Origin of the sequence: Pseudomonas hamedanensis (assembly GCF_014268595.2) — a bacterium.
Lineage (GTDB): Bacteria > Pseudomonadota > Gammaproteobacteria > Pseudomonadales > Pseudomonadaceae > Aquipseudomonas > Aquipseudomonas hamedanensis.
Window position 1 is genome coordinate 4,441,922 of record NZ_CP077091.1, and the last position, 20,319, is coordinate 4,462,240.

General features: G+C 61.4%; 18 protein-coding genes. 14 read left to right on the forward strand and 4 right to left on the reverse strand.

Going from position 1 to position 20,319, the window contains the following annotated elements; genetic code table 11:
- The first annotated feature begins 4 nt into the window (after nt 1–4).
- The 3 genes from HU739_RS19315 (at nt 5) to HU739_RS19325 (ending at nt 2,926) form a co-directional block, all read left to right on the forward strand.
- Complete coding sequence (locus HU739_RS19315; protein ID WP_186551249.1) at nt 5–670, forward strand: fumarylacetoacetate hydrolase family protein; 666 nt, start codon at nt 5–7, stop codon at nt 668–670.
- Between the two features lie 297 nt (nt 671–967).
- Nucleotides 968–1,891 carry an SdiA-regulated domain-containing protein gene (locus HU739_RS19320; RefSeq protein ID WP_186551248.1) on the forward strand — a complete coding sequence of 308 codons (924 nt, stop codon included), beginning with the start codon at nt 968–970 and terminating at the stop codon, nt 1,889–1,891.
- A 117-nt stretch (nt 1,892–2,008) separates the two neighbouring features.
- Nucleotides 2,009–2,926, forward strand: a complete 918-nt coding sequence (locus HU739_RS19325; RefSeq protein WP_186551247.1) for an SdiA-regulated domain-containing protein — start codon at nt 2,009–2,011, stop codon at nt 2,924–2,926.
- A gap of 133 nt (nt 2,927–3,059) precedes the next feature.
- On the opposite strand, the gene rpiA is transcribed toward HU739_RS19325, so the two are convergent.
- A complete protein-coding gene (gene rpiA / locus HU739_RS19330; RefSeq protein ID WP_007913886.1) occupies nt 3,060–3,734 on the reverse strand; it encodes a ribose-5-phosphate isomerase RpiA in 675 nt (224 codons plus the stop codon).
- A gap of 319 nt (nt 3,735–4,053) precedes the next feature.
- Between rpiA and ilvA the strand changes: the two genes are divergently transcribed.
- Nucleotides 4,054–5,568 carry a threonine ammonia-lyase, biosynthetic gene (ilvA, locus tag HU739_RS19335; protein WP_186551246.1) on the forward strand — a complete coding sequence of 505 codons (1,515 nt, stop codon included), beginning with the start codon at nt 4,054–4,056 and terminating at the stop codon, nt 5,566–5,568.
- A gap of 41 nt (nt 5,569–5,609) precedes the next feature.
- Nucleotides 5,610–6,023, forward strand: coding sequence for a DUF2269 family protein (locus HU739_RS19340; RefSeq protein WP_186551245.1), 414 nt, complete (start codon nt 5,610–5,612; stop codon nt 6,021–6,023).
- Nucleotides 6,024–6,117: 94 nt separating this feature from the next.
- On the opposite strand, the gene HU739_RS19345 is transcribed toward HU739_RS19340, so the two are convergent.
- On the reverse strand, nt 6,118–6,774 hold the full coding sequence (locus HU739_RS19345; protein WP_186551244.1) for a histidinol-phosphatase: 657 nt from the start codon (nt 6,772–6,774) through the stop codon (nt 6,118–6,120).
- Between the two features lie 143 nt (nt 6,775–6,917).
- Between HU739_RS19345 and HU739_RS19350 the strand changes: the two genes are divergently transcribed.
- Both HU739_RS19350 and ptsP read left to right on the forward strand, forming a co-directional pair.
- A complete protein-coding gene (locus tag HU739_RS19350; protein WP_003229203.1) occupies nt 6,918–7,397 on the forward strand; it encodes an RNA pyrophosphohydrolase in 480 nt (159 codons plus the stop codon).
- A gap of 22 nt (nt 7,398–7,419) precedes the next feature.
- The gene (gene ptsP / locus HU739_RS19355; RefSeq protein WP_186551243.1) at nt 7,420–9,699 is read left to right on the forward strand and encodes a phosphoenolpyruvate--protein phosphotransferase; all 2,280 of its coding nucleotides are present in this window, start codon (nt 7,420–7,422) and stop codon (nt 9,697–9,699) included.
- Nucleotides 9,700–9,858: 159 nt separating this feature from the next.
- Here the strand turns inward: ptsP and HU739_RS19360 are convergent, their stop codons facing one another.
- Entirely contained in the window at nt 9,859–10,605 is a 747-nt protein-coding gene (locus HU739_RS19360; protein ID WP_186551242.1) for an NRDE family protein, read from the reverse strand.
- A 130-nt stretch (nt 10,606–10,735) separates the two neighbouring features.
- On the opposite strand from HU739_RS19360, the gene HU739_RS19365 reads away from it, so the two are divergent.
- The 3 genes from HU739_RS19365 to HU739_RS19375 all read left to right on the forward strand — a co-directional run bounded on the left by HU739_RS19365 (nt 10,736) and on the right by HU739_RS19375 (nt 13,436).
- Nucleotides 10,736–11,518, forward strand: coding sequence for a sulfite exporter TauE/SafE family protein (locus HU739_RS19365; protein ID WP_186551241.1), 783 nt, complete (start codon nt 10,736–10,738; stop codon nt 11,516–11,518).
- A gap of 80 nt (nt 11,519–11,598) precedes the next feature.
- Nucleotides 11,599–12,414, forward strand: a complete 816-nt coding sequence (gene lgt / locus HU739_RS19370; RefSeq protein WP_090287239.1) for a prolipoprotein diacylglyceryl transferase — start codon at nt 11,599–11,601, stop codon at nt 12,412–12,414.
- 50 nt (nt 12,415–12,464) lie between these two features.
- A complete protein-coding gene (locus HU739_RS19375; protein ID WP_186551240.1) occupies nt 12,465–13,436 on the forward strand; it encodes a thymidylate synthase in 972 nt (323 codons plus the stop codon).
- Nucleotides 13,437–13,556: 120 nt separating this feature from the next.
- On the opposite strand, the gene cadR is transcribed toward HU739_RS19375, so the two are convergent.
- A complete protein-coding gene (gene cadR / locus HU739_RS19380) occupies nt 13,557–14,006 on the reverse strand; it encodes a Cd(II)/Pb(II)-responsive transcriptional regulator (RefSeq protein WP_186551239.1) in 450 nt (149 codons plus the stop codon).
- Between the two features lie 84 nt (nt 14,007–14,090).
- On the opposite strand from cadR, the gene HU739_RS19385 reads away from it, so the two are divergent.
- The 4 genes from HU739_RS19385 to HU739_RS19400 all read left to right on the forward strand — a co-directional run bounded on the left by HU739_RS19385 (nt 14,091) and on the right by HU739_RS19400 (nt 20,304).
- Nucleotides 14,091–16,400: a heavy metal translocating P-type ATPase gene (locus HU739_RS19385; RefSeq protein WP_186551238.1), complete on the forward strand. Its 2,310-nt coding sequence runs from the start codon at nt 14,091–14,093 to the stop codon at nt 16,398–16,400.
- A gap of 16 nt (nt 16,401–16,416) precedes the next feature.
- A complete protein-coding gene (locus HU739_RS19390) occupies nt 16,417–17,280 on the forward strand; it encodes a LysR family transcriptional regulator (protein ID WP_186551269.1) in 864 nt (287 codons plus the stop codon).
- A 223-nt stretch (nt 17,281–17,503) separates the two neighbouring features.
- Entirely contained in the window at nt 17,504–18,580 is a 1,077-nt protein-coding gene (locus HU739_RS19395) for a putative 2-aminoethylphosphonate ABC transporter ATP-binding protein (RefSeq protein ID WP_186551237.1), read from the forward strand.
- The gene (locus HU739_RS19400; protein WP_186551236.1) at nt 18,580–20,304 is read left to right on the forward strand and encodes a putative 2-aminoethylphosphonate ABC transporter permease subunit; all 1,725 of its coding nucleotides are present in this window, start codon (nt 18,580–18,582) and stop codon (nt 20,302–20,304) included. The genes HU739_RS19395 and HU739_RS19400 overlap by 1 nt, the downstream gene beginning before the upstream one ends.
- Nucleotides 20,305–20,319: the final 15 nt, after the last annotated feature.

A 20,319-nucleotide genomic window follows, 5' to 3' on the forward strand; every position in this document is an offset into this window, starting at 1 on the left:
GTAAATGAGCTATCAGCACCAGTACATCGACGGCACGCGCATTCACTTCCCGATCGGGAAAGTCGTGTGCATTGGCCGCAATTACGCCGAACACGCCAAGGAACTGGACAACCCGGTCCCGACCGAGCCGCTGCTGTTCATCAAGCCGGGCAGTTGCGTGGTGCCGCTGGAAGGCGGGTTCAGCATTCCGACCGAGCGCGGCTCGGTGCACTATGAGGCGGAAATCGCCGTGTTGATCGGCAAGCCGTTGTCGACCAAGCCGAGCCGCGAAGAAGTCCTCGACGCCATTTCCGGTTTCGCCCCGGCGCTGGACCTGACCCTGCGCGACAAGCAGGCCGAGCTGAAAACCAAGGGCCTGCCGTGGGAAATCGCCAAATCGTTCGACGGCGCAGCGGTACTCGCCCCGTTTGTGGTGGGTAGCACCTTTGCCGACCTGACCGACATCGGCATTCGCCTGACCATCAATGGCGAAGTGCGCCAGGACGGTAACAGCAGCGCGATGCTCAACCCGATCGTGCCGATGATCCAGCACATGGCCGGCTGTTTCTCGCTGCAGGCCGGTGACGTGATCCTGACCGGCACGCCGGTGGGTGTCGGGCCGCTGAACGTCGGCGATGAGATCGTCCTCGAACTCCCGGGCGCGAGCCGCTTTACCAGCAGCGTGCGCTAAATCGCAACACTGCAACTCCCCCCTGGAGTGAGCTTTGTGGCGAGGGGATTTATCCCCGTTGGACTGCGCAGCAGGCCTAAGATTTTTGGGCCCGCTTCGCGCGCCAACGGGGATAAATCCCCTCGCCACAAGGGCCATTCCATATCGATAATGTGTAGCGGCTGGCAAACGCACACGCCAATCCCGCCATTTCCCGTTTTTTTCACATCCTCTCTGGATAATTTCCGCCATTCTGGCGTCTGAGCCGGCCTGTTTGTGCTATTACCCTTGGCCTGAATTTACGGAACGCGTCCCTTGATGTCCTCTCAAACTCAGCAGAAACCCACACGTCGCTCCCGTTTCGCCCTGCGCTGGTACGCCTGGCTGTTGTTGATCATCGCTGCGGTCTATGGGCTGGCGTTCGCCATGCACTGGGACGATCGCGGCGTGCTCTGGGTGCTGGAACGCTTCGAGAGCAAGGCCGAGCAGAAGGAGAGCGTCTGGCTGCCGGACTACCAAGTGGTGATCGATGCCAAGCCACTGCCGGGCATGGAGAAGGACGAAGCTTCGGACCTGGCCTACAGCCCGCAGACCAAAACCCTGTTTTCAGTGATGGGCAAAAATCCGTTTCTCGCCGAACTCAGCCTGCAAGGCGAGGTGCTGCGCAAAATGCCGCTGGTGGGCTGGAGCAATCCGGAAGGCCTGACGGTGATGGAGAACGGTCTGCTGGCGATCGTCGATGAGCGTCAACACACGCTGTCGATCGTCAAGGTCGATGCCGCGACTCGCGAGCTGAACATCGCCGACTTCCCCAAATACGACCTCGGCCCGTCGAAAGACCAGAACAAAGCCTTCGAAGCCATCGCTTGGGATCCGCGCAATCAGCAACTGGTGCTGGGTGAAGAGCGGCCGCCGGCGCTGTTCACCTGGAAAAGCGACGGTAGCCAGACGTTGACGGGTGACAAGCAAAAACTGCCCAGCGATGAGTTGGATATCCGCAATCTTTCGGCGTTGGCCGTCGATCCGCGCACCGGCCATTGGCTGGTGTTGTCGGCCGATTCGCACCTGTTGCTGGAACTGGACGAGACCGGCGAACAAGTCAGCTTCATGACCCTGCTCGGCAATTTCAACGGTTTGAAAGACACCATCCCCCGCGCCGAAGGCGTGACCATGGACGAGGCCGGCACCCTGTACATCGTCAGTGAGCCGAACCTGTTCTACCGTTTCGAAAAGCACCGGTAACTTTCCCTACGACAATCGCGGAATTGTGCGGTTGTCGTGGCAGGCAAGTGGCCATTAAGCTTCAGTTCAGACGGGCATGATATTTCATCGGCCTGTTTTGAATCCGAGCCTGCCCGAATGCGTCGACTTGCCCGTCCCAAACCGCTGGTCATCCTCTTGTCGGTAATTGCCCTGATCGCGTTGATCGCGGTCGGCCAATACCTGCGCCTGTTCGAGCGCGCCTGGTTCAACCTGCACACGTTGTGGCAGCCGTTGAGCAGCGAGGCGATCGGGCTGGGTCAGTATCGGGTGGCGATCGAGGCGCGGCCGATCGACGGGCTCGACGATGACGTCTCGGCGCTGACCTACGATCCGGTGCGCAAAAGCCTGTTCACCGTCACCAACAAAAACTCTGAACTGATCGAACTGTCGCTGGAAGGCAAGATCCTGCGACGCATTGCTCTGGTCGGCTTTGGCGATCCCGAAGCGGTGGAGTACATCAGCGCTGACACTTATGTCATCACCGACGAGCGCCAGCAGCGACTGATCAAGATCCACCTCGACGCCGACACGACGTTTCTCGATGCCGAGGATGCCGAGCAAATGACGCTCGGCGTGCACATGGCCAGCAACAAGGGTTTTGAGGGGCTGGCTTACGATTCAGTGGGTAAACGGCTGTTCGTGGCGAAAGAGCGCGACCCGATGCTGATCTATGAAGTCCACGGCTTTCCGCATTTCAAACCGGACAAAACCTACGCCGTGCACGTGATCAACAACCCCAAGCGTGATGCCGGGATGTTCGTGCGTGATCTGTCGAGCTTGCAGTACGACGAACGCAGCGGGCACCTGCTGGCGCTGTCAGACGAATCGCGGTTGATTATCGAGCTGGATGTCGACGGGCGACCGTTGAGCACTATGTCCATCAGCGGCGGACGTCAGGGTTTGCAGAAAACCGTGCCGCAGGCCGAGGGGATTGCGATGGACGATGACGGGACGTTGTACCTGGTGAGCGAGCCGAATCTGTTCTACGTCTTCAAAAAGCCTGCACAAAACTAACCAACACCACAAAACCTTTGTAGGAGTGAGCCTGCTCGCGATAGCGGTCTGTCAGTTGATATTTATGTCGACTGACAGACCGCTATCGCGAGCAGGCTCACTCCTACAGAGGAATTTCACCGCCTGAAGACATTTATTCAGCCTTGAGGGTCTTCACGCCTTCACTCGTGCCCAGCAACAACAAATCCGCCGGGCGCGCCGCGAACAGGCCATTGGTGACCACGCCGACAATGGCGTTGATCTGCGCTTCCAGCTCCACCGGGTTGGTGATCTGCAGGTTGAACACGTCGAGGATGATGTTGCCGTTGTCGGTCAGCACGCCTTCGCGGTACACCGGGTCGCCACCGAGTTTGACCAATTGGCGAGCGACGTGGCTGCGCGCCATCGGGATCACTTCCACCGGCAGCGGGAATTCACCGAGCACTGGCACCAGTTTGCTGGCGTCGGCGATGCAGATGAACGTCTTGGCCACGGCGGCGACGATCTTCTCGCGGGTCAGGGCCGCGCCGCCGCCCTTGATCAGGTTCAGGTGCGCGTCGCTTTCATCGGCGCCGTCGACGTAAAACTCCAGGTCGCTGACGGTATTGAGCTCATACACCGGAATGCCATGGCCCTTGAGGCGTGCGGCGGTGGCTTCGGAGCTGGCGACCGCGCCATCGAACGCGCCCTTGTGCTGGGCCAGGGCATCGATGAAGCAGTTGGCGGTGGAGCCGGTGCCGACGCCGACGATACTCTTGTCGTCGAGTTTCGGCAGGATGAAGTCGACGGCGGCCTGGGCTACGGCCTGTTTGAGTTGATCCTGGGTCATGCGGGCTCCGGAAGCGGGCAAGGGGTGGGCAGAAAGGCCGGCATTATAGGCCCCGCGGTGGTGCAGGGGGAAACACCCTGTGGCGAGGGGATTTATCCCCGTTCGGCGGCGCAGTCGTCGTAAAACCCAGGAACGCGGTGTAACTGAAAAAATGCAGGGGAGCGCTTCGCACTCCAACGGGGATAAATCCCCTCGCCACAATGGTGCTCACTCAAGAATGGCTTTCCAGACCTTAAAACCACCTGTTTAGTGTGGTCGTCCGGTTGAAAGCCGGGTTAGACTCCCCGGTCCCGCCCAACCCGCTCAGTGATGCTTTCCGATGCTCGAACAGTACGTCAAGAAGATCCTCACCTCGCGCGTTTATGACGTTGCCGTAGAAACCCCGCTGCACAACGCTCGCCAGCTCTCCGAGCGGCTGGGCAACGACATCTGGCTCAAGCGCGAAGACTTGCAGCCCGTGTTCTCGTTCAAGATTCGCGGCGCCTACAACAAGTTGACCCAACTGAGCGACGCAGAACGCGCCCGTGGCGTGGTCACTGCTTCGGCGGGCAATCATGCGCAGGGTCTGGCTCTGGCGGCGAAAGTGTTGGGCGTCAAAGCCACCATCGTCATGCCCAAGACCACTCCGGAAATCAAGGTTGAAGGCGTGCGCTCGCGGGGCGGCAAAGTAGTGCTGCACGGTGATTCGTTTCCCGAGGCGCTGGCCTACTCGCTGAAACTGGTCGACGAGAAAGGCTACGTCTACATCCATCCCTACGACGATCCGCACACCATTGCCGGGCAGGGCACCGTGGCGATGGAGATTCTGCGTCAGCACCCGCAACCTCTGGACGCGATTTTCGTCCCGGTCGGCGGCGGCGGGCTGATCGCCGGCATCGCCGCGTACGTCAAATATCTACGGCCAGACATCAAGGTGATTGGCGTCGAACCCGACGACTCCAACTGCCTGCAAGCGGCCATGGCCGCCGGTGAGCGCGTTGTCCTGCCGACCGTGGGCATCTTCGCCGACGGCGTGGCGGTGGCGCAGATCGGCCAGCACACCTTCGACATCTGCAAGGATTACGTCGATGAAGTGATCACCGTCAGCACTGACGAGATCTGCGCGGCCATCAAGGACATCTACGACGATACCCGCTCGATCACCGAACCTGCTGGCGCGTTGGGCGTGGCCGGGATCAAGAAGTACGTCGAGCAGCGCGGTGTCAGCGGCCAGACCTTTGTCGCCATTGACTCCGGCGCCAACGTCAACTTCGACCGTTTGCGCCACGTCGCCGAACGCGCCGAACTGGGCGAGGGTCGCGAGGCGATCATCGCTGTGACCATCCCTGAGAAAGCCGGCAGCTTCAAAGCCTTCTGCGAGGCCATCGGCAAGCGCCAGATCACTGAATTCAACTACCGCTACAACACCGGCAGCGAAGCGCACATCTTCGTCGGCGTGCAGACCCACCCCGACAACGACCCGCGCAGCGCCTTGCTGGCGAGCCTGACCGAGCAGGGCTTCCCGGTGATCGACCTGACCGACAATGAGCTGGCCAAGCTGCACATCCGCCATATGGTCGGCGGTCGCGCGGCGCAGGTGGTCGATGAAGTGGTGCTGCGCTTCGAATTCCCGGAACGTCCGGGCGCGCTGTTCAACTTCCTCAACAAGCTCGGCGGGCGCTGGAACATTTCGATGTTCCACTACCGCAACCACGGCGCGGCGGACGGCCGCGTGGTCGCCGGCCTGCAAGTGCCCCATGACGAGCGTCATCTGGTGCCGGCGGCGCTGGCTGAAATCGGCTACCCGTACTGGGACGAAAGCGACAACCCGGCTTATCAGCTGTTTCTCGGCTGAGCGGCTACGCTGATGGGCATGGACCTACGGATGAGAACTGCATGGAAACCCTGACTACCCTGAAAGTCCTTCACGTCGCGGCGACCGTAGTCATACTCGCGAGCGGACTGGGGCTTGCCGCCCTGACCTGGCGTAATCGCAGCGAAGGGGCGGCCAGCACGATGCAGCGGCCTTGGCTGTTTATCTGGTGTTTGATGCTGATCGCTATGCTCAGCATGCCGTTCACTGGCTGGTGGCTGGTGCACCTGGTTGGCTGGCCGTTGGGGCAATTGTGGATCCTGGGGTCCAGCGTGATCTATGCCGTGGCCGCGTTCAGTGCGGTCTGGCTGCTGGTTCGGCTGAATCGGCTGTGGACAAGCGGAAAGGGCAATCGGACATTCAATCTGGCGCTGGCGATTGTCAGCGGCGTCGGATTTGTCGCCATAGCGGCGTTGATGGGGGCCAAGCCGGTTTAAGGCTTGAGACCGGGTTGGCCCGATCGCGAGCAGGCTCACTCCTACATTTGAAATGCGTTCCCTTGTAGGAGTGAGCCTGCTCGCGATAGCGATGTCAGCCGCGCAACGAAATCACCGGCCAGCCACGCTTCTCGGCTTCGGCGCGCAAATTCGGATCCGGATCCACAGCAACGGGATTCGCCACCTGCTCCAGCAACGGCAAGTCATTCATCGAATCGCTATAGAAATAGCTGTCCTCAAGCGAATAACCAGTCTCTTCCAGCCAACGATTGAGCCGCGTCACCTTGCCTTCACGGAAGCACGGGATGTCAGTGCTGCGCCCGCTGTAGCGGCCATCGACCATCTCGCACTCGGTAGCGATCAGGGTTTCGACGCCCAGGCGCGCGGCGATCGGTGCGGTGACGAAGCGGTTGGTCGCGGTGATGATCACCAGTTTGTCGCCGGCGTCGCGGTGTTGCTTGAGCAACTCCAGCGCCTTGGGCAGCACAATCGGCTCGATGCAGTCGCGCATGTAATCGCTGTGCCATTGATCAAGCACGGCCATTTCGGTGCGGCCGAGAATTTCCAGGCAGAAGTTCAGGTAGGCGGCGTTATCCAGCTTGCCGGCCAGGTAATCCTGATAGAACTCGTCGTTGCGCGCCTTGTAGGCGATCGGGTCGAGGAAGCCGCGCTCGCACAGATAATCGCCCCAGGCGTGATCGCTGTCGCCGCCCAGAAGGGTGTTGTCCAAATCGAATAGAGCCAGGCGCATTGCAGTTACCCGCTGAAAAGTCAGTAAAAAGGCGACAAGAATACGGTCTTTTCACAAGAGTGCACATAAGGTAGGAACCTTCGTTGCCGCCTGATCAAGCTTTGTGGAACAATGCGGCGACATGCGTTTGCGAGGTTGTTGCCGTGATCGACCCCGATGGTTTCCGCCCCAATGTCGGGATCATTCTGACGAATGACGCCGGCCAGGTGCTATGGGCTCGCCGTATCAATCAGGACGCCTGGCAGTTTCCGCAAGGGGGCATCAACCCCGAGGAGACGCCGGAAGACGCCTTGTACCGCGAGCTGAACGAAGAAGTTGGCCTGGAACGTGAAGATGTTGAAATACTGGCCTGTACCCGAGGCTGGTTGCGCTATCGTTTGCCGCAACGTCTGGTGCGTACCCACAGCCAACCGCTGTGCATCGGCCAGAAACAGAAATGGTTTCTCCTGCGCCTGATCTCCAACGAGCAGCGGGTGCGGATGGATTTGACCGGTAAACCGGAGTTCGATGGCTGGCGCTGGGTCAGCTATTGGTATCCGTTGGGCCAGGTGGTGACATTCAAGCGCGAGGTGTATCGCCGCGCCCTCAAAGAGCTTGCCCCGCGCCTTTTAGCGCGCGACTGACGACGGAGTTCGACCCCGAGCCATGCTCAATACGCTGCGCAAGATCGTCCAGGAAGTTAACTCCGCCAAGGATCTCAAGGCGGCGTTGGGGATTATTGTGTTGCGCGTCAAAGAGGCCATGGGCAGCCAGGTCTGCTCGGTCTACCTGCTTGACCCCGAGACCAACCGCTTTGTCCTGATGGCCACCGAGGGCTTGAACAAGCGCTCGATCGGCAAGGTCAGCATGGCTCCCAACGAAGGTCTGGTCGGTCTGGTCGGCACGCGTGAAGAACCCCTGAACCTCGAAAACGCCGCGGATCACCCGCGTTATCGCTACTTCGCCGAAACCGGTGAAGAGCGTTACGCCTCGTTCCTCGGTGCACCGATCATCCACCACCGCCGCGTCGTCGGCGTGTTGGTCATCCAGCAGAAAGAGCGGCGCCAGTTCGACGAAGGTGAAGAAGCCTTCCTCGTGACCATGAGCGCGCAGCTCGCCGGCGTCATCGCCCACGCCGAGGCCACCGGCTCGATCCGTGGTCTGGGCCGTCAGGGCAAAGGCATACAGGAAGCCAAGTTCGTCGGCGTGCCGGGTTCACCGGGTGCTGCCGTCGGTACTGCGGTGGTCATGCTGCCGCCGGCGGATCTGGACGTGGTGCCGGACAAGACCATCACCGACATCAACGCTGAGCTGGCGCTGTTCAAGACCGCCATCGAAGGCGTGCGCGCCGACATGCGCGCGTTGTCCGCCAAGCTGGCGACCCAGTTGCGCCCGGAAGAGCGCGCGCTGTTCGACGTCTACCTGATGATGCTCGACGATGCCTCGCTGGGCAGCGAAATCACCACCGTGATCAAGACGGGGCAGTGGGCTCAGGGCGCGCTGCGTCAGGTGGTCACTGAGCACGTCAACCGTTTCGAACTGATGGACGACGCCTACCTGCGCGAGCGTGCCTCGGACGTCAAAGACCTTGGCCGCCGTCTGCTCGCCTATCTGCAGGAAGAGCGTCAGCAGAACCTGGTCTACCCGGAAAAAACCATTCTGGTCAGCGAAGAACTGACGCCGGCGATGCTCGGCGAGGTGCCGGAAGGCACGCTGGTCGGTCTGGTCTCGGTACTCGGTTCGGGTAACTCCCACGTCGCGATTCTGGCCCGGGCCATGGGCATTCCGACGGTGATGGGCCTGGTCGACCTGCCGTACGCCAAGGTCGACGGCATCGAAATGATCGTCGACGGCACCCGTGGCGAGGTCTACACCAACCCGAGCGAAGTGCTGCGCAAGCAGTTCGCCGAAGTCGTCGAAGAAGAGAAACAACTGGCGCTGGGCCTCGACACCTTGCGCGACCTGCCGTGCGTGACCCTCGATGGTCACCGCATGCCGCTGTGGGTCAACACCGGCCTGCTCGCCGATGTGGCGCGGGCGCAGAAGCGTGGCGCTGAAGGGGTCGGTCTGTACCGCACCGAAGTGCCGTTCATGATCAACCAGCGCTTCCCGAGCGAGAAGGAACAACTGGCGATCTACCGCGAACAGCTCGCCGCGTTCCACCCGCAGCCGGTGACCATGCGCAGCCTCGACATCGGCGGTGACAAGTCGCTGTCGTACTTTCCGATCAAGGAAGACAACCCGTTCCTGGGCTGGCGCGGTATCCGCGTCACCCTCGATCACCCGGAAATTTTCCTGGTGCAGACCCGCGCGATGCTCAAGGCCAGCGAAGGCCTGAACAACCTGCGGATTCTGCTGCCGATGATCTCCGGCACCCACGAACTCGAAGAAGCCCTGCACCTGATTCACCGTGCCTGGGGCGAGGTGCGCGACGAAGGCACCGACGTGCCGATGCCGCCGATCGGGGTGATGATCGAAATTCCCGCAGCCGTTTACCAGACCAAAGAACTGGCGCGAATGGTCGACTTCCTGTCCGTCGGCTCCAACGACTTGACCCAGTATTTGCTGGCGGTCGATCGCAACAACCCGCGGGTGGCCGATCTCTACGACTACCTGCACCCGGCGGTGCTGCAAGCCCTGCAAACCGTGGTGCGCGACGCCCATGCCGAAGGCAAACCGGTGAGCATCTGCGGCGAAATGGCCGGTGATCCGGCGGCGGCGGTGCTGCTGATGGCGATGGGCTTCGACAGCCTGTCAATGAACGCCACCAACCTGCCGAAGGTGAAATGGATGTTGCGCCAGGTCAATCTGAGCAAGGCCCAGGCGTTGCTGGCTGAGCTGATGACCATCGATAACCCGCAAGTTATCCACAGCTCACTGCAGTTGGCGCTGAAAAATCTCGGCTTGGCCAAGATGAATCCGCCTGTGGTCACCAAGGCCCTCTAGTCGCTGATGGGTCTGTGGCGAGGGAGCTTGCTCCCGCTGGAGTGCGAAGCGCTCCCAATCGGGCCAATGTCATCACATTTGTCTGTTGCGACTGCTGCGCAGCCGAGCGGGACGGTGCGACGATTCGACAAGCCTCCCTCGCCCCACATTGATGTCGCTTCAAATAGTGATCTCCACCTCACCCAAGTGCCCGCCATACGGCCCGAAACTGCGCTCCACCATCCGCCGCGTCCCGTCCGCCTGCACAATCAACGCCGTACTCGCCCGCGTCCCGTAACTCTGGCTGGCAATGAATACACTCGACAGCAGCGATTCTGTCGCCAGCCCCACCCCGGTGTTCGGCAACTCGGCCTCCGGCGCGGTCTGCGCATCGCTCAACAACGCCAACAGCCGCTCCGGCTGCGGATCGTCCAGCACCGCGTTCAACGCAGCCTTGGCCTTGAGCAGTTTAGGCCACGGCGTATCCAGCCCCGCGTTGGATAACCCATAAATCCCAGGCTCAAGCATCACCGGCTCCGACGCCCGAGCATTGAAGTGCCACAGCTCATGGGCATTGCCGAGCAACAGGTTGAACCCGGCGTACTCCGCCGAACGACCGACCACATCGCGCAAATAATCATCAATCGACAGATCATCCACGAGAAACCGCGCCACCAGTTCGCCACGGGATTTGGTCGCCGGCGGCTGCTGCGGATCGCGGATATTCGTTAGCGCAGCAAAGCGCCCGTTGGCACCAATTCCCAGCCAGGTGCCGCCAGCTTCAAGATCACGCCCAGCCTGCACATGCGGCGCTTCCGGCCACGGCGCCAGCGGCAGGCTTGGCCGGGCGTAGAATTCGTCACGGTTGGCCGCGACGATCAGCGGCAGGGCATGGCCCGGGCGCCAGGCGAAAACAATCAGGCACATAAGGCGGTCCTTGTGTGTTTTTTGCTCACTCTACGCATCCGGCGCCCGTGCATCCATCGCCAGTGGAGCAGAAGGCCGCGCATCCGTTACCATGCCGCTCCTGTTTCGGGGATGCGTCTGGGAGAAGGACATGGAATTTCTGCTCTATCTGGCGCTGGGCGCCTGCGCAGGCGTGCTGGCCGGGCTGTTCGGGGTTGGCGGCGGGATCATTATTGTCCCGGTGCTGGTGTTCAGTTTCACCTTGCAAGGCTTTGATCCGTCGATTCTCACGCATCTGGCGGTCGGTACCTCGCTGGCGACGATCATTTTCACCTCGGTCAACGCCGTGCGTGAGCATCACCGTCGGGGCGCGGTGCGCTGGCCGATCTTCATGTGGATGACCGTGGGCATTCTGCTCGGCGCCGGGTTCGGTGCCTTGACCGCCGAGGCGATCTCCGGGCCGAACCTGCAAAAGATCATCGGCGTGTTCGCCCTGGTAATAGCCGTGCAATTGGCGCTGGATGTCAAACCCAAGGCCAGTCGAACGGTGCCGGGTAAACTCGGTCTGACCGTGGCCGGCAGCGTCATTGGCTGGGCGTCGGCGATTTTTGGCATCGGTGGCGGTTCGCTGACCGTGCCGTTCCTGACCTGGCGCAGTGTGCCGATGCAGCAAGCCGTGGCGACCTCGTCGGCCTGCGGTCTGCCGATTGCCTTGGCCAGTGCATTAAGTTTCATGATTCTGGGGTGGCACGATCCGTTGTTGCCGGCCCATAGTCTCGGTTTTGTGTATTTGCCGGCATTGCTGGGCATCGCCCTGACCAGCATGGTGTTCGCCCGTCTCGGCGCGCGTCTGGCGCACAGGTTGTCGCCGCGCTTGCTGAAGCGGCTGTTCGCCGCGTTGCTGTTTTGCGTAGGTTTGAGCTTCCTGCTTTGATCGCGCGGCAATCCTGGCTTAATCCTGAGGTGGCAGCGTCGCCCGGGAATTTTCGCTTTCAACTCTAACGAGGAGTCGCAATGCTGCCTTACCCGCAGATCGACCCGGTGGCCCTGGCCATCGGTCCGCTGAAAATCCACTGGTACGGTCTGATGTACCTGATCGGCATTGGCGGCGCGTGGCTGTTGGCGTCGCGTCGGCTCAACCGCTTCGACCCGACATGGACCAAGGAGAAACTCTCCGATCTGGTGTTCTGGTTGTCGATGGGCGTGATTGTCGGCGGCCGTCTGGGTTACGTTCTGTTCTATGACCTGAGCGCGTACCTGGCCAACCCGACGCTGATTTTCGAGGTGTGGAAGGGCGGCATGTCGTTCCATGGCGGTTTCATCGGCGTGATGCTCGCGGCATTGTGGTTCGGCAAGCGCAATGGCAAGTCGTTTTTCCAGCTGATGGACTTCGTTGCGCCGATGGTGCCGATCGGTCTGGGCGCCGGGCGTATCGGCAATTTCATCAACGCCGAGCTGTGGGGCAAGGCCACCGACGTGCCGTGGGCGATGGTGTTCCCGCCGTTCAGCGATCCGGCGCAACTGCCGCGTCACCCGTCGCAGCTGTATCAGTTTGCCCTCGAAGGCGTGGCGCTGTTCCTGATCCTCTGGCTGTTCTCGCGCAAACCGCGCCCGACCATGGCCGTTTCCGGGATGTTCGCGTTGTTCTATGGCATCTTCCGTTTCATCGTCGAGTTCGTTCGCGTGCCGGATGCGCAGTTGGGTTATCTCGCGTGGAACTGGCTGACCATGGGCCAGGTACTGTGTGTGCCGATGATTGTCGGCGGGCTGTTCCTGATCTGGCTGGCCTATCGTCGCGCACCGGCAGCGCCGCTCGCCCCGACGGCTTAAACTACGAACCCCGGCGCGCGACGCCGGGGCTCAAAGGACACAGGTAACTCATGAAGCAATATCTCGAACTGGTCTCGCACGTCATCCAGAACGGCACCAAACAGGCCAACCGCACCGGCATCAACACCATCAGTTTCCCCGGGGCGATGCTGCGTTTCGATCTGCAGGAAGGCTTCCCGGCGATCACCACGCGCAAGATGGCCTTCAAATCGGCCATCGGCGAGATGTGCGGCTTTCTGCGTGGCGTGAACAACGCCGCGCAATTCCGCGCGCTGGGCTGCAAGGTCTGGGACCAGAACGCCAACGAAAACGCGCAATGGCTGGCCAACCCGTTCCGTCAGGGCGACGACGACCTCGGCGAAATCTACGGCGTGCAATGGCGCAAATGGCCGGCGTACAAGCAGATCCCGCTGAACAACACTGCCGCCATCGAACAAACCTTGAGCATCGGCTACAAGCAGATTGCCCAAGGCGAAGAAGACGGTCAGGCCTACGTGGTGCTGTACAAAGCCATCGACCAGGTGCGCCAGTGCGTCGACACGATCATCAACGATCCGGGCAGCCGCCGCATCCTGTTCCACGGCTGGAACTGCGCCCAGCTCGATGAAATGGCCCTGCCGCCGTGCCATCTGCTGTACCAGTTCCACCCGAACGTCGAGACCAAAGAGATCTCGCTGACCCTGTACATCCGCTCCAACGACCTGGGTCTGGGCACGCCGTTCAACCTCACCGAAGGCGCCGCACTGCTGAGCCTGATCGGTCGCCTGACCGGCTATACGCCGCGCTGGTTCACCTATTTCATCGGTGATGCCCATGTCTACGAAAACCACTTGGACATGCTCAACGAACAGCTCAAGCGCGAGCCGTTTGCCATGCCGAAGCTGAAGATCTCTGACCGCGTGCCGGAGTTTGCCAAGACGGGTGTGTATCAGCCGGAGTGGCTGGAGTTGGTCGAGCCGAGCGATTTCTCGCTGGAAGGCTATGAGCACCATCCGCCGATGACCGCGCCGATGGCGGTCTAGTCACCATTGATCGTTCCCACGCTCCGCGTGGGTATGAATCCCGTGACGCTCTGCGCCACTTTGGACGCGGAGCGTCCATGGCGGCATTCCCACGCGGAGCGTGGGAACGAGCTTCGCCCGTCAGTGGCCGTGGCTGCGGCCTACGTGGGAATGCTCAACCTCCGTCGCAACAACCCCGCCACTCACTTCCAGCCGCTGCAAAATCCCGCATTGATCCGCCTCCGGCCCTTCGCCGCAACGCTGGCGCAGCTCGAGCAGTTGTGTCTGCAAGGCCAGTAACCCGTCAATCCGCGCCTTCACGTGTTGAATATGCTCGTCGATCAACGCGTTGACGCTCTCGCACTGATCCTGCGGGCTGTCGCGCAGGGCGAGCAGGCTGCGGATTTCTTCGAGGGTCATGTCGAGGGTGCGGCAATTGCGGATGAAGGTCAGGCGCTCGGCGTGGGCCTGGGTGTAGACGCGGTAGTTGCCGTCGCTGCGGGCCGGTTCCGGCAGCAGGTTTTCGCGCTCGTAGTAGCGGATGGTTTCTACGGCGCAGTCGGTGAGTCTGGCCAGTTCTCCAATCTTCATCGCGGCAATCTCCAAAAGGGTGCTTGACCCTATAGTGGCTACAGGGTCTTTACTTGGCAACAGGCACCTTCATGGACGCGACCAATGAGCGATTCCCTGCACACCCACAAGCCCGGCGACGGGCACGATCACAGTCATAAAGCGCAGCCCGTGCATAAACATGCGCATGGCGGCGACTCTTGCTGTGGTTCGAAAGCCGCTGCGCCGGCCCCGGTTCATTCGCACGAAGACGCCTGCTGCTCGTCGAAAGCCGCAGCGCCCGCGCTGGTGCAACTGAGTGAAAAGACCAGCGCCGATGCACGGCTGAGCAGTTTCCGCATCGAAGCCATGGATTGTCCGACCGAGCAAACGCTAATCCAGAACAAACTGGGCAAATTGGCCGGCGTTCAGCAGCTGGAATTCAACCTGATCAACCGTGTACTCGGCGTGACCCATAACCTGGCGGACACCGCACCGATCACGGCGGCGATCAAATCCCTCGGCATGCACGCCGAACCCTTGGAGGCGGGCGTCGACGCGCCGGCCCCGACGCCAGTGAAAAAGCACTGGTGGCCACTGGCGCTGTCTGGCGTGACCGCGCTGGCAGCCGAAGTTATCCATTTTACCAACGCCGCGCCGGACTGGGGGGTGGCGGTCGTTGCACTGGTGTCGATCCTCAGCGGTGGCCTCGGCACTTACAAAAAGGGCTGGATCGCCCTGAAGAACCGCAATCTCAACATCAATGCACTGATGAGTATCGCCGTGACCGGTGCAATTCTCATCGGCCAGTGGCCGGAAGCGGCGATGGTGATGTTTCTCTTTACCGCCGCCGAGTTGATCGAAGCGCGCTCGCTGGACCGCGCGCGCAATGCGATCAGCGGTCTTATGCAGATGACCCCAGAGCAGGCGACGGTGTTGCAGGCCGATGGCAACTGGCTCGAACAGGAGGTGAAAAGCGTCGAACTTGGCGCCCGTGTGCGGGTGAAACCCGGCGAGCGCATTGCCCTGGACGGCGAAGTAGCCAGTGGCAGTTCGACCATCGACCAGGCGCCGATCACCGGTGAAAGCCTGCCGGTAGACAAGACCATCGGCGACAAAGTCTTCGCCGGTACCATCAACCAGGCCGGTTCGCTGGAGTACACAGTTACCGCTGCGGCCAACAACTCGACCCTGGCGCGGATCATTCACGCGGTCGAACAGGCCCAGGGCGCGCGGGCACCGACCCAGCGCTTCGTCGATCAATTCTCGAAAATCTACACGCCGGTGGTGTTCGTCTTTGCCTTGGCCGTGGCGGTGATACCGCCGCTGTTCATGGGCGCGGCATGGTTTGACTGGATCTACCGGGCGCTGGTGCTGCTGGTGGTTGCCTGCCCGTGCGCACTGGTGATTTCCACGCCGGTGACCATCGTCAGTGGCCTTGCGGCGGCGGCGCGCAAAGGCATTCTGGTCAAGGGCGGCGTGTACCTGGAAGGCGGTTTCAAACTCGATTACCTGGCGCTGGATAAAACCGGGACGATCACCCACGGCAAACCGGTGCAGACCGACTACCTGTCGCTCGACCCGACCGCCGATGCCACAGCGCCGGCAATTGCCGCTGCCTTGGCCGGGCGCTCCGATCACCCGGTTTCGCTGGCCATTGCCAACGCCGCTGTGGATAAAAATCTTGAAGTGCTCACTGTGGATAACTTCACAGCGCTTGGCGGTCGCGGCGTCAAAGGTGAGATCAACGGTCAGACCTATCACTTGGGCAACCATCGTCTGGTCGAAGAACTGGGGCTGTGTTCGCCGCAGCTGGAAGAAAAGCTGTTTGCGCTGGAGAAACAGGGCAAATCAGTGGTGTTGCTGTTGGACCCGTCCGGCCCGTTGGCGTTGTTTGCAGTGGCCGACACCGTCAAGGAAACCAGTCGTGAGGCGATTCGCCAATTGCATGAACTTGGGGTGAAAACCCTGATGCTTACCGGCGACAACGTCCACACTGCCCAAGCGATTGCCGCGCAAGTCGGTATCGACGAGGCGCGTGGCGATTTGTTGCCGACCGACAAACTGCAAGCCATCGAAAATCTGTACAAGCAGGGCCACCGGGTCGGCATGGTCGGTGACGGCATCAACGACGCTCCGGCACTGGCCCGCGCCGAGATTGGTTTCGCCATGGCTGCGGCCGGTACCGATACGGCGATTGAAACCGCGGATGTCGCCCTGATGGATGATGATATGCGCAAGATCCCGGCATTCATCAGCCTGTCGCGCAACACGGCCAGCATCTTGAAACAGAACATCGCCCTGGCTTTGGTGATCAAGGCGATCTTTCTTGGGGTAACCTTCGCCGGACTCGCCACCATGTGGATGGCGGTGTTCGCCGACATGGGCGTGAGCCTGTTGGTGGTGTTCAACGGTTTGCGTTTGCTGCGCAAATAAACGATGAGGGATGGTTGTGCTGAGTGCCGAGCTGAAAGCGTTTTACAGGGTCGCCCGCCTGGGCAGCATCACGCTGGCGGCAAAGAAACTCGGCCTCAGCCAACCGACCGTGACCACGCAGATCCGTAACCTGGAGAGCCAGTACTCGGTAGAACTGTTCTATCGCGGTGGGCGGCGCCTGAGTGTCAGCGATGAAGGTGCGCGCTTGCTGCCGATGGTCAAAGCGCTGTTGCAGCAAGAAGCGGACATCGAGTTCTTTCTGCGCAACAGCGGCCAGGTGCAGGGCACGTTGCGCATTGCCGCCACCGCGCCATATTACATCCTTGATCTGGTAAAAACCTTTCGCGAGCGTTTGCCGCAGGTGGAAGTGTCGGTGGAAATCGGCAACTCGCAGCAGGTACTCGAGGCGCTGGAGGATTATCGCGTTGACGTCGCCGCTTCGTCGCAATTGCTCGACGATGCACGGTTGATTCGTCGGGTGCTGGGCACTGATCCGCTGGTGCTGGCGGTGCACCGTAATCATCCGCTGGCAGCGCACGAACATGTGGCGTTGAGTGCTCTGGCCGGGCATACGCTGTTGATGCGCGAATCGGGTTCGACCACGCGGCGGCTGACCGAAGAGTTGCTGGCCAGTGCCGGGGTGAGCTTCGGGCCGCTACTGGAGATCGGCAGCCGCGAGTCGATCCGCGAGGCGGTGCTGCGCAATATCGGCATCAGCATTATTGCCCGCCAGGAAGTGCCGCACGATCCGCAACTGCGCGTGCTGACCATCGAGAATGCGCCGCAGATTCCGGAGTATCTGTATTGCCTCAAGGAGCGCAAAGGGGCGCGGTTGCCGGCGGCATTCCTCGGCTTGGCCCAAGAGATGTCCCCGGCCTGAATTTTCGAGTGTGCCGACTGGCCCCATCGCGAGCAGGCTCACTCCTACAGTTGGAATGCGTTCCCCTGTAGGAGTGAGCCTGCTCGCGATGGGGCCAGGGCGGGCAACGCTTCATTTGAACGAAAATCCCCGAATACCACTATCGGCCGTTTTTGCCTCACTGCCACATGACGGACGCATTACAGCTCTAGGATTGGCCTCATCTGCTTGATGAGGTTTGTCCATGAATCCTGCCATCGCCACTGCCCTGACCCATCCCGGCGCGCCGATGAAAGTGCGCGGCGTGCAAAAGCGCTTCGGCGCCTTCACCGCGCTGGATAATGTCTCCCTTGATGTCGCCGCCGGTGAACTGGTGTGTCTGCTCGGCCCGTCGGGCTGTGGCAAGACCACGCTGCTGCGTTGCATCGCCGGGCTGGAGAAGCAGGACAGCGGCGAGTTGTACCTGGGCGAGCGCGACGTTTCGCACCTCGCACCGCAGGCGCGGGATTACGGCATTCTGTTCCAGTCCTACGCGCTGTTCCCCAATCTGACCGTCGAAGCGAACATTGCCTACGGCCTCGCTGGCAGCGGTCGCGACGAAGTGCGCCGTCGCGTCGGTCAGATGCTGGAACTGGTCGGCCTCAGCGGCAGCGAGAAAAAGTATCCCGGGCAATTGTCCGGCGGCCAGCAACAGCGCGTTGCCCTGGCCCGAGCGTTGGCGCCGGCCCCGTCGCTGTTGTTGCTCGACGAGCCGATGTCGGCCCTCGATGCCCGTGTGCGCGAACATCTTTGCACCGAGCTGCGCCAGTTGCAGCGCAATCTGGGCATCACCACCCTGATGGTCACGCACAATCAGGACGAAGCGATGCTGATGGCCGACCGCATTGCGGTGATGAACAACGGCCGCGTCGAGCAATACGCCACCCCGCAGGAAATTTACAACCGTCCGGCCACGCCGTTTGTTGCCGAGTTCGTCGGGCAGGGCAACTGGCTGCCGTTCCAGCGCAGCAGTGACAGCCACGCCCAGGTCGGCGGCATGAATCTGCGCCTGGCCGATGGCAGCGTGCAGAGCGCGTCGGGCCGACTGTTTTGCCGCCCGGAAGCGATCAACGTCAATCCGCTGGTGCATGAAGAAAACCTGTTCCCGGCCAAGGTTCGCGAGATCACCTTCCTCGGCAACCGCTGCCGCATGAGCTTCGAACTTGATCAGTTGCCGGGCCATGCGCTGCTCGCCGAATTGGCGCCCGAAGCCATGCCACGCCTCGGCGCCCAGCAGATCATGGTCGCCTTGCCGCCGCGCAGCTTGCAGGTGTTCGCCTGATGAGCGCCCCGATCGCCTTGCCGCTGCCGGACAAGCGGGTACGGCCGACGTCCCGCGCCGAGATCGGCGATCGCCTGTTCGTGGTCGGCGGCAAGCTTCTACTGCTGGTATTGCTCGGCCTCGCCGTACTGCTGCCATTGCTGGCAATCTTCTGGCGCGGCTTCAGCAATGACGCCGGGCAGGGCGGTGGCTGGCTCGCGGCGAAAACACTTCTGACCAGCGCGAATTTCCACTGGCTGCTCGGCAACAGCTTGAAAGTTTCCCTCAGCGTCGCCGCCATCGTCGTACCGCTGGCTTACCTGTTTGCCTACGCGCTGCAACGCACGCTGATTCCGGCCAAGGGCGTCTGGCGCGGGATTTCCCTGCTGCCGCTGATGGCGCCGTCGATGCTGCCGGGCATTGCCCTGGTCTATCTGTTCGGCAACCAGGGCCTGCTGCGCGGGCTGCTGTCGGACAACATCTACGGCTTCTGGGGGATTGTGCTGGGCGAGGTGATTTATACCTTTCCCCATGCGCTGATGATTTTGCTCTCGGCGTTGTCGCTGGCCGATGCGCGGTTATTCGATGCGGCGTCGAGCATGGGCGCCAGTCCGGCCAAGGCGTTTCGCAGCATTACCTGGCCGGCGACGCGCCAAGCGGTGTTTGCCGCGTTCTGTCTGGTGTTCACCCTGACCATCACCGATTTCGGGGTGCCGGTGGTGGTCGGTGGCGACTACCAAGTGCTGGCGCTTGAGGCCTACAAAGCCGTGGTCGGCCAGCAACAGTTCGGGCGCGGCGCGTTGATCGGCATGGTGTTGCTGCTGCCGGCACTGTTCAGTTTTGGCGTCGATGCCTGGCTGCGTCGTCGACACGGCGATTCCATGAGCGGGCGCGCACAGGTGTTCAAACCGTTGCCGTCCAAGCTGCGCGATGGTTGCTATCTGGCGATTGTCTTGTTGATCAGCGCCGCGCTGTTGCTGGTGTTTGGCATGGCGGTGTTCTCATCCTTGGTGAAATTCTGGCCATACAATCTGTCGCTGTCGCTCAACCACTATCAGTTCAACGAGACCGCCGGCGGTGGCTGGCTCGCCTACAGCAACAGTTTGAAGATGGCGTTGGGCACGGCACTGATCGGCAGTGTGCTGATCTTCACTGGCGCTTATCTGATGGAGAAAACCCGCACCCAACCCGGGCTGAACCTGACCTTGCGCATGCTCAGTTTTGTACCGATGGCGGTGCCGGGTTTGGTGCTTGGGTTGGGTTACGTATTCTTCTTCAATCTCAGCGGCAACCCGTTGCACGTTCTATATGGGACGATGACGCTGCTGATCGTCTGCACCATTGCGCATTATTTGACTACCGCGCAAATGACCGCGACCACCGCGCTGCGCCAACTCGACGCCGAGTTCGAAGCCGCCGCGCTGTCGCTCAAGGCGCCGCTGTACCGCCACTTCCTGCGCGTGACCGTGCCGATCTGCCTGCCGGCGCTGCTGGATATCGTGCGCTACCTGTTCGTCTCGGCGATGACCACGGTGTCGGCGGCGATTTTCCTCTACAGCCCCGACACCATCCTTGCCGCAGTGGCGGTGCTGAACATGGACGACGCCGGCAACGTTGGCGGCGCGGCGGCGATGTCGACTCTGATTCTGTTCACCTCGGCGGGCGTGTCGCTGCTGCTGGCGTGGGCTTCGCGCGGCTTGCTGCGCCGTTCCCAGGCCTGGCGGCAAACAGCGCCCGGTCACTGAAATCACACCTTCAAC

Bases quoted from the DNA above. Each gene is read 5' to 3' on its own strand.
- HU739_RS19400 (WP_186551236.1), top strand. From the start codon at position 18,580: ATGAGCGCCCCGATCGCCTTGCCGCTGCCGGACAAGCGGGTACGGCCG.
- cadR (WP_186551239.1), bottom strand. From the start codon at position 14,006: ATGAAGATTGGAGAACTGGCCAGACTCACCGACTGCGCCGTAGAAACC.
- rpiA (WP_007913886.1), bottom strand. From the start codon at position 3,734: ATGACCCAGGATCAACTCAAACAGGCCGTAGCCCAGGCCGCCGTCGAC.
- HU739_RS19345 (WP_186551244.1), bottom strand. From the start codon at position 6,774: ATGCGCCTGGCTCTATTCGATTTGGACAACACCCTTCTGGGCGGCGAC.
- ilvA (WP_186551246.1), top strand. From the start codon at position 4,054: ATGCTCGAACAGTACGTCAAGAAGATCCTCACCTCGCGCGTTTATGAC.
- HU739_RS19315 (WP_186551249.1), top strand. From the start codon at position 5: ATGAGCTATCAGCACCAGTACATCGACGGCACGCGCATTCACTTCCCG.
- lgt (WP_090287239.1), top strand. From the start codon at position 11,599: ATGCTGCCTTACCCGCAGATCGACCCGGTGGCCCTGGCCATCGGTCCG.
- HU739_RS19320 (WP_186551248.1), top strand. From the start codon at position 968: ATGTCCTCTCAAACTCAGCAGAAACCCACACGTCGCTCCCGTTTCGCC.
- HU739_RS19385 (WP_186551238.1), top strand. From the start codon at position 14,091: ATGAGCGATTCCCTGCACACCCACAAGCCCGGCGACGGGCACGATCAC.
- HU739_RS19340 (WP_186551245.1), top strand. From the start codon at position 5,610: ATGGAAACCCTGACTACCCTGAAAGTCCTTCACGTCGCGGCGACCGTA.
- HU739_RS19395 (WP_186551237.1), top strand. From the start codon at position 17,504: ATGAATCCTGCCATCGCCACTGCCCTGACCCATCCCGGCGCGCCGATG.
- HU739_RS19360 (WP_186551242.1), bottom strand. From the start codon at position 10,605: ATGTGCCTGATTGTTTTCGCCTGGCGCCCGGGCCATGCCCTGCCGCTG.
- HU739_RS19365 (WP_186551241.1), top strand. From the start codon at position 10,736: ATGGAATTTCTGCTCTATCTGGCGCTGGGCGCCTGCGCAGGCGTGCTG.
- HU739_RS19325 (WP_186551247.1), top strand. From the start codon at position 2,009: ATGCGTCGACTTGCCCGTCCCAAACCGCTGGTCATCCTCTTGTCGGTA.
- ptsP (WP_186551243.1), top strand. From the start codon at position 7,420: ATGCTCAATACGCTGCGCAAGATCGTCCAGGAAGTTAACTCCGCCAAG.
- HU739_RS19375 (WP_186551240.1), top strand. From the start codon at position 12,465: ATGAAGCAATATCTCGAACTGGTCTCGCACGTCATCCAGAACGGCACC.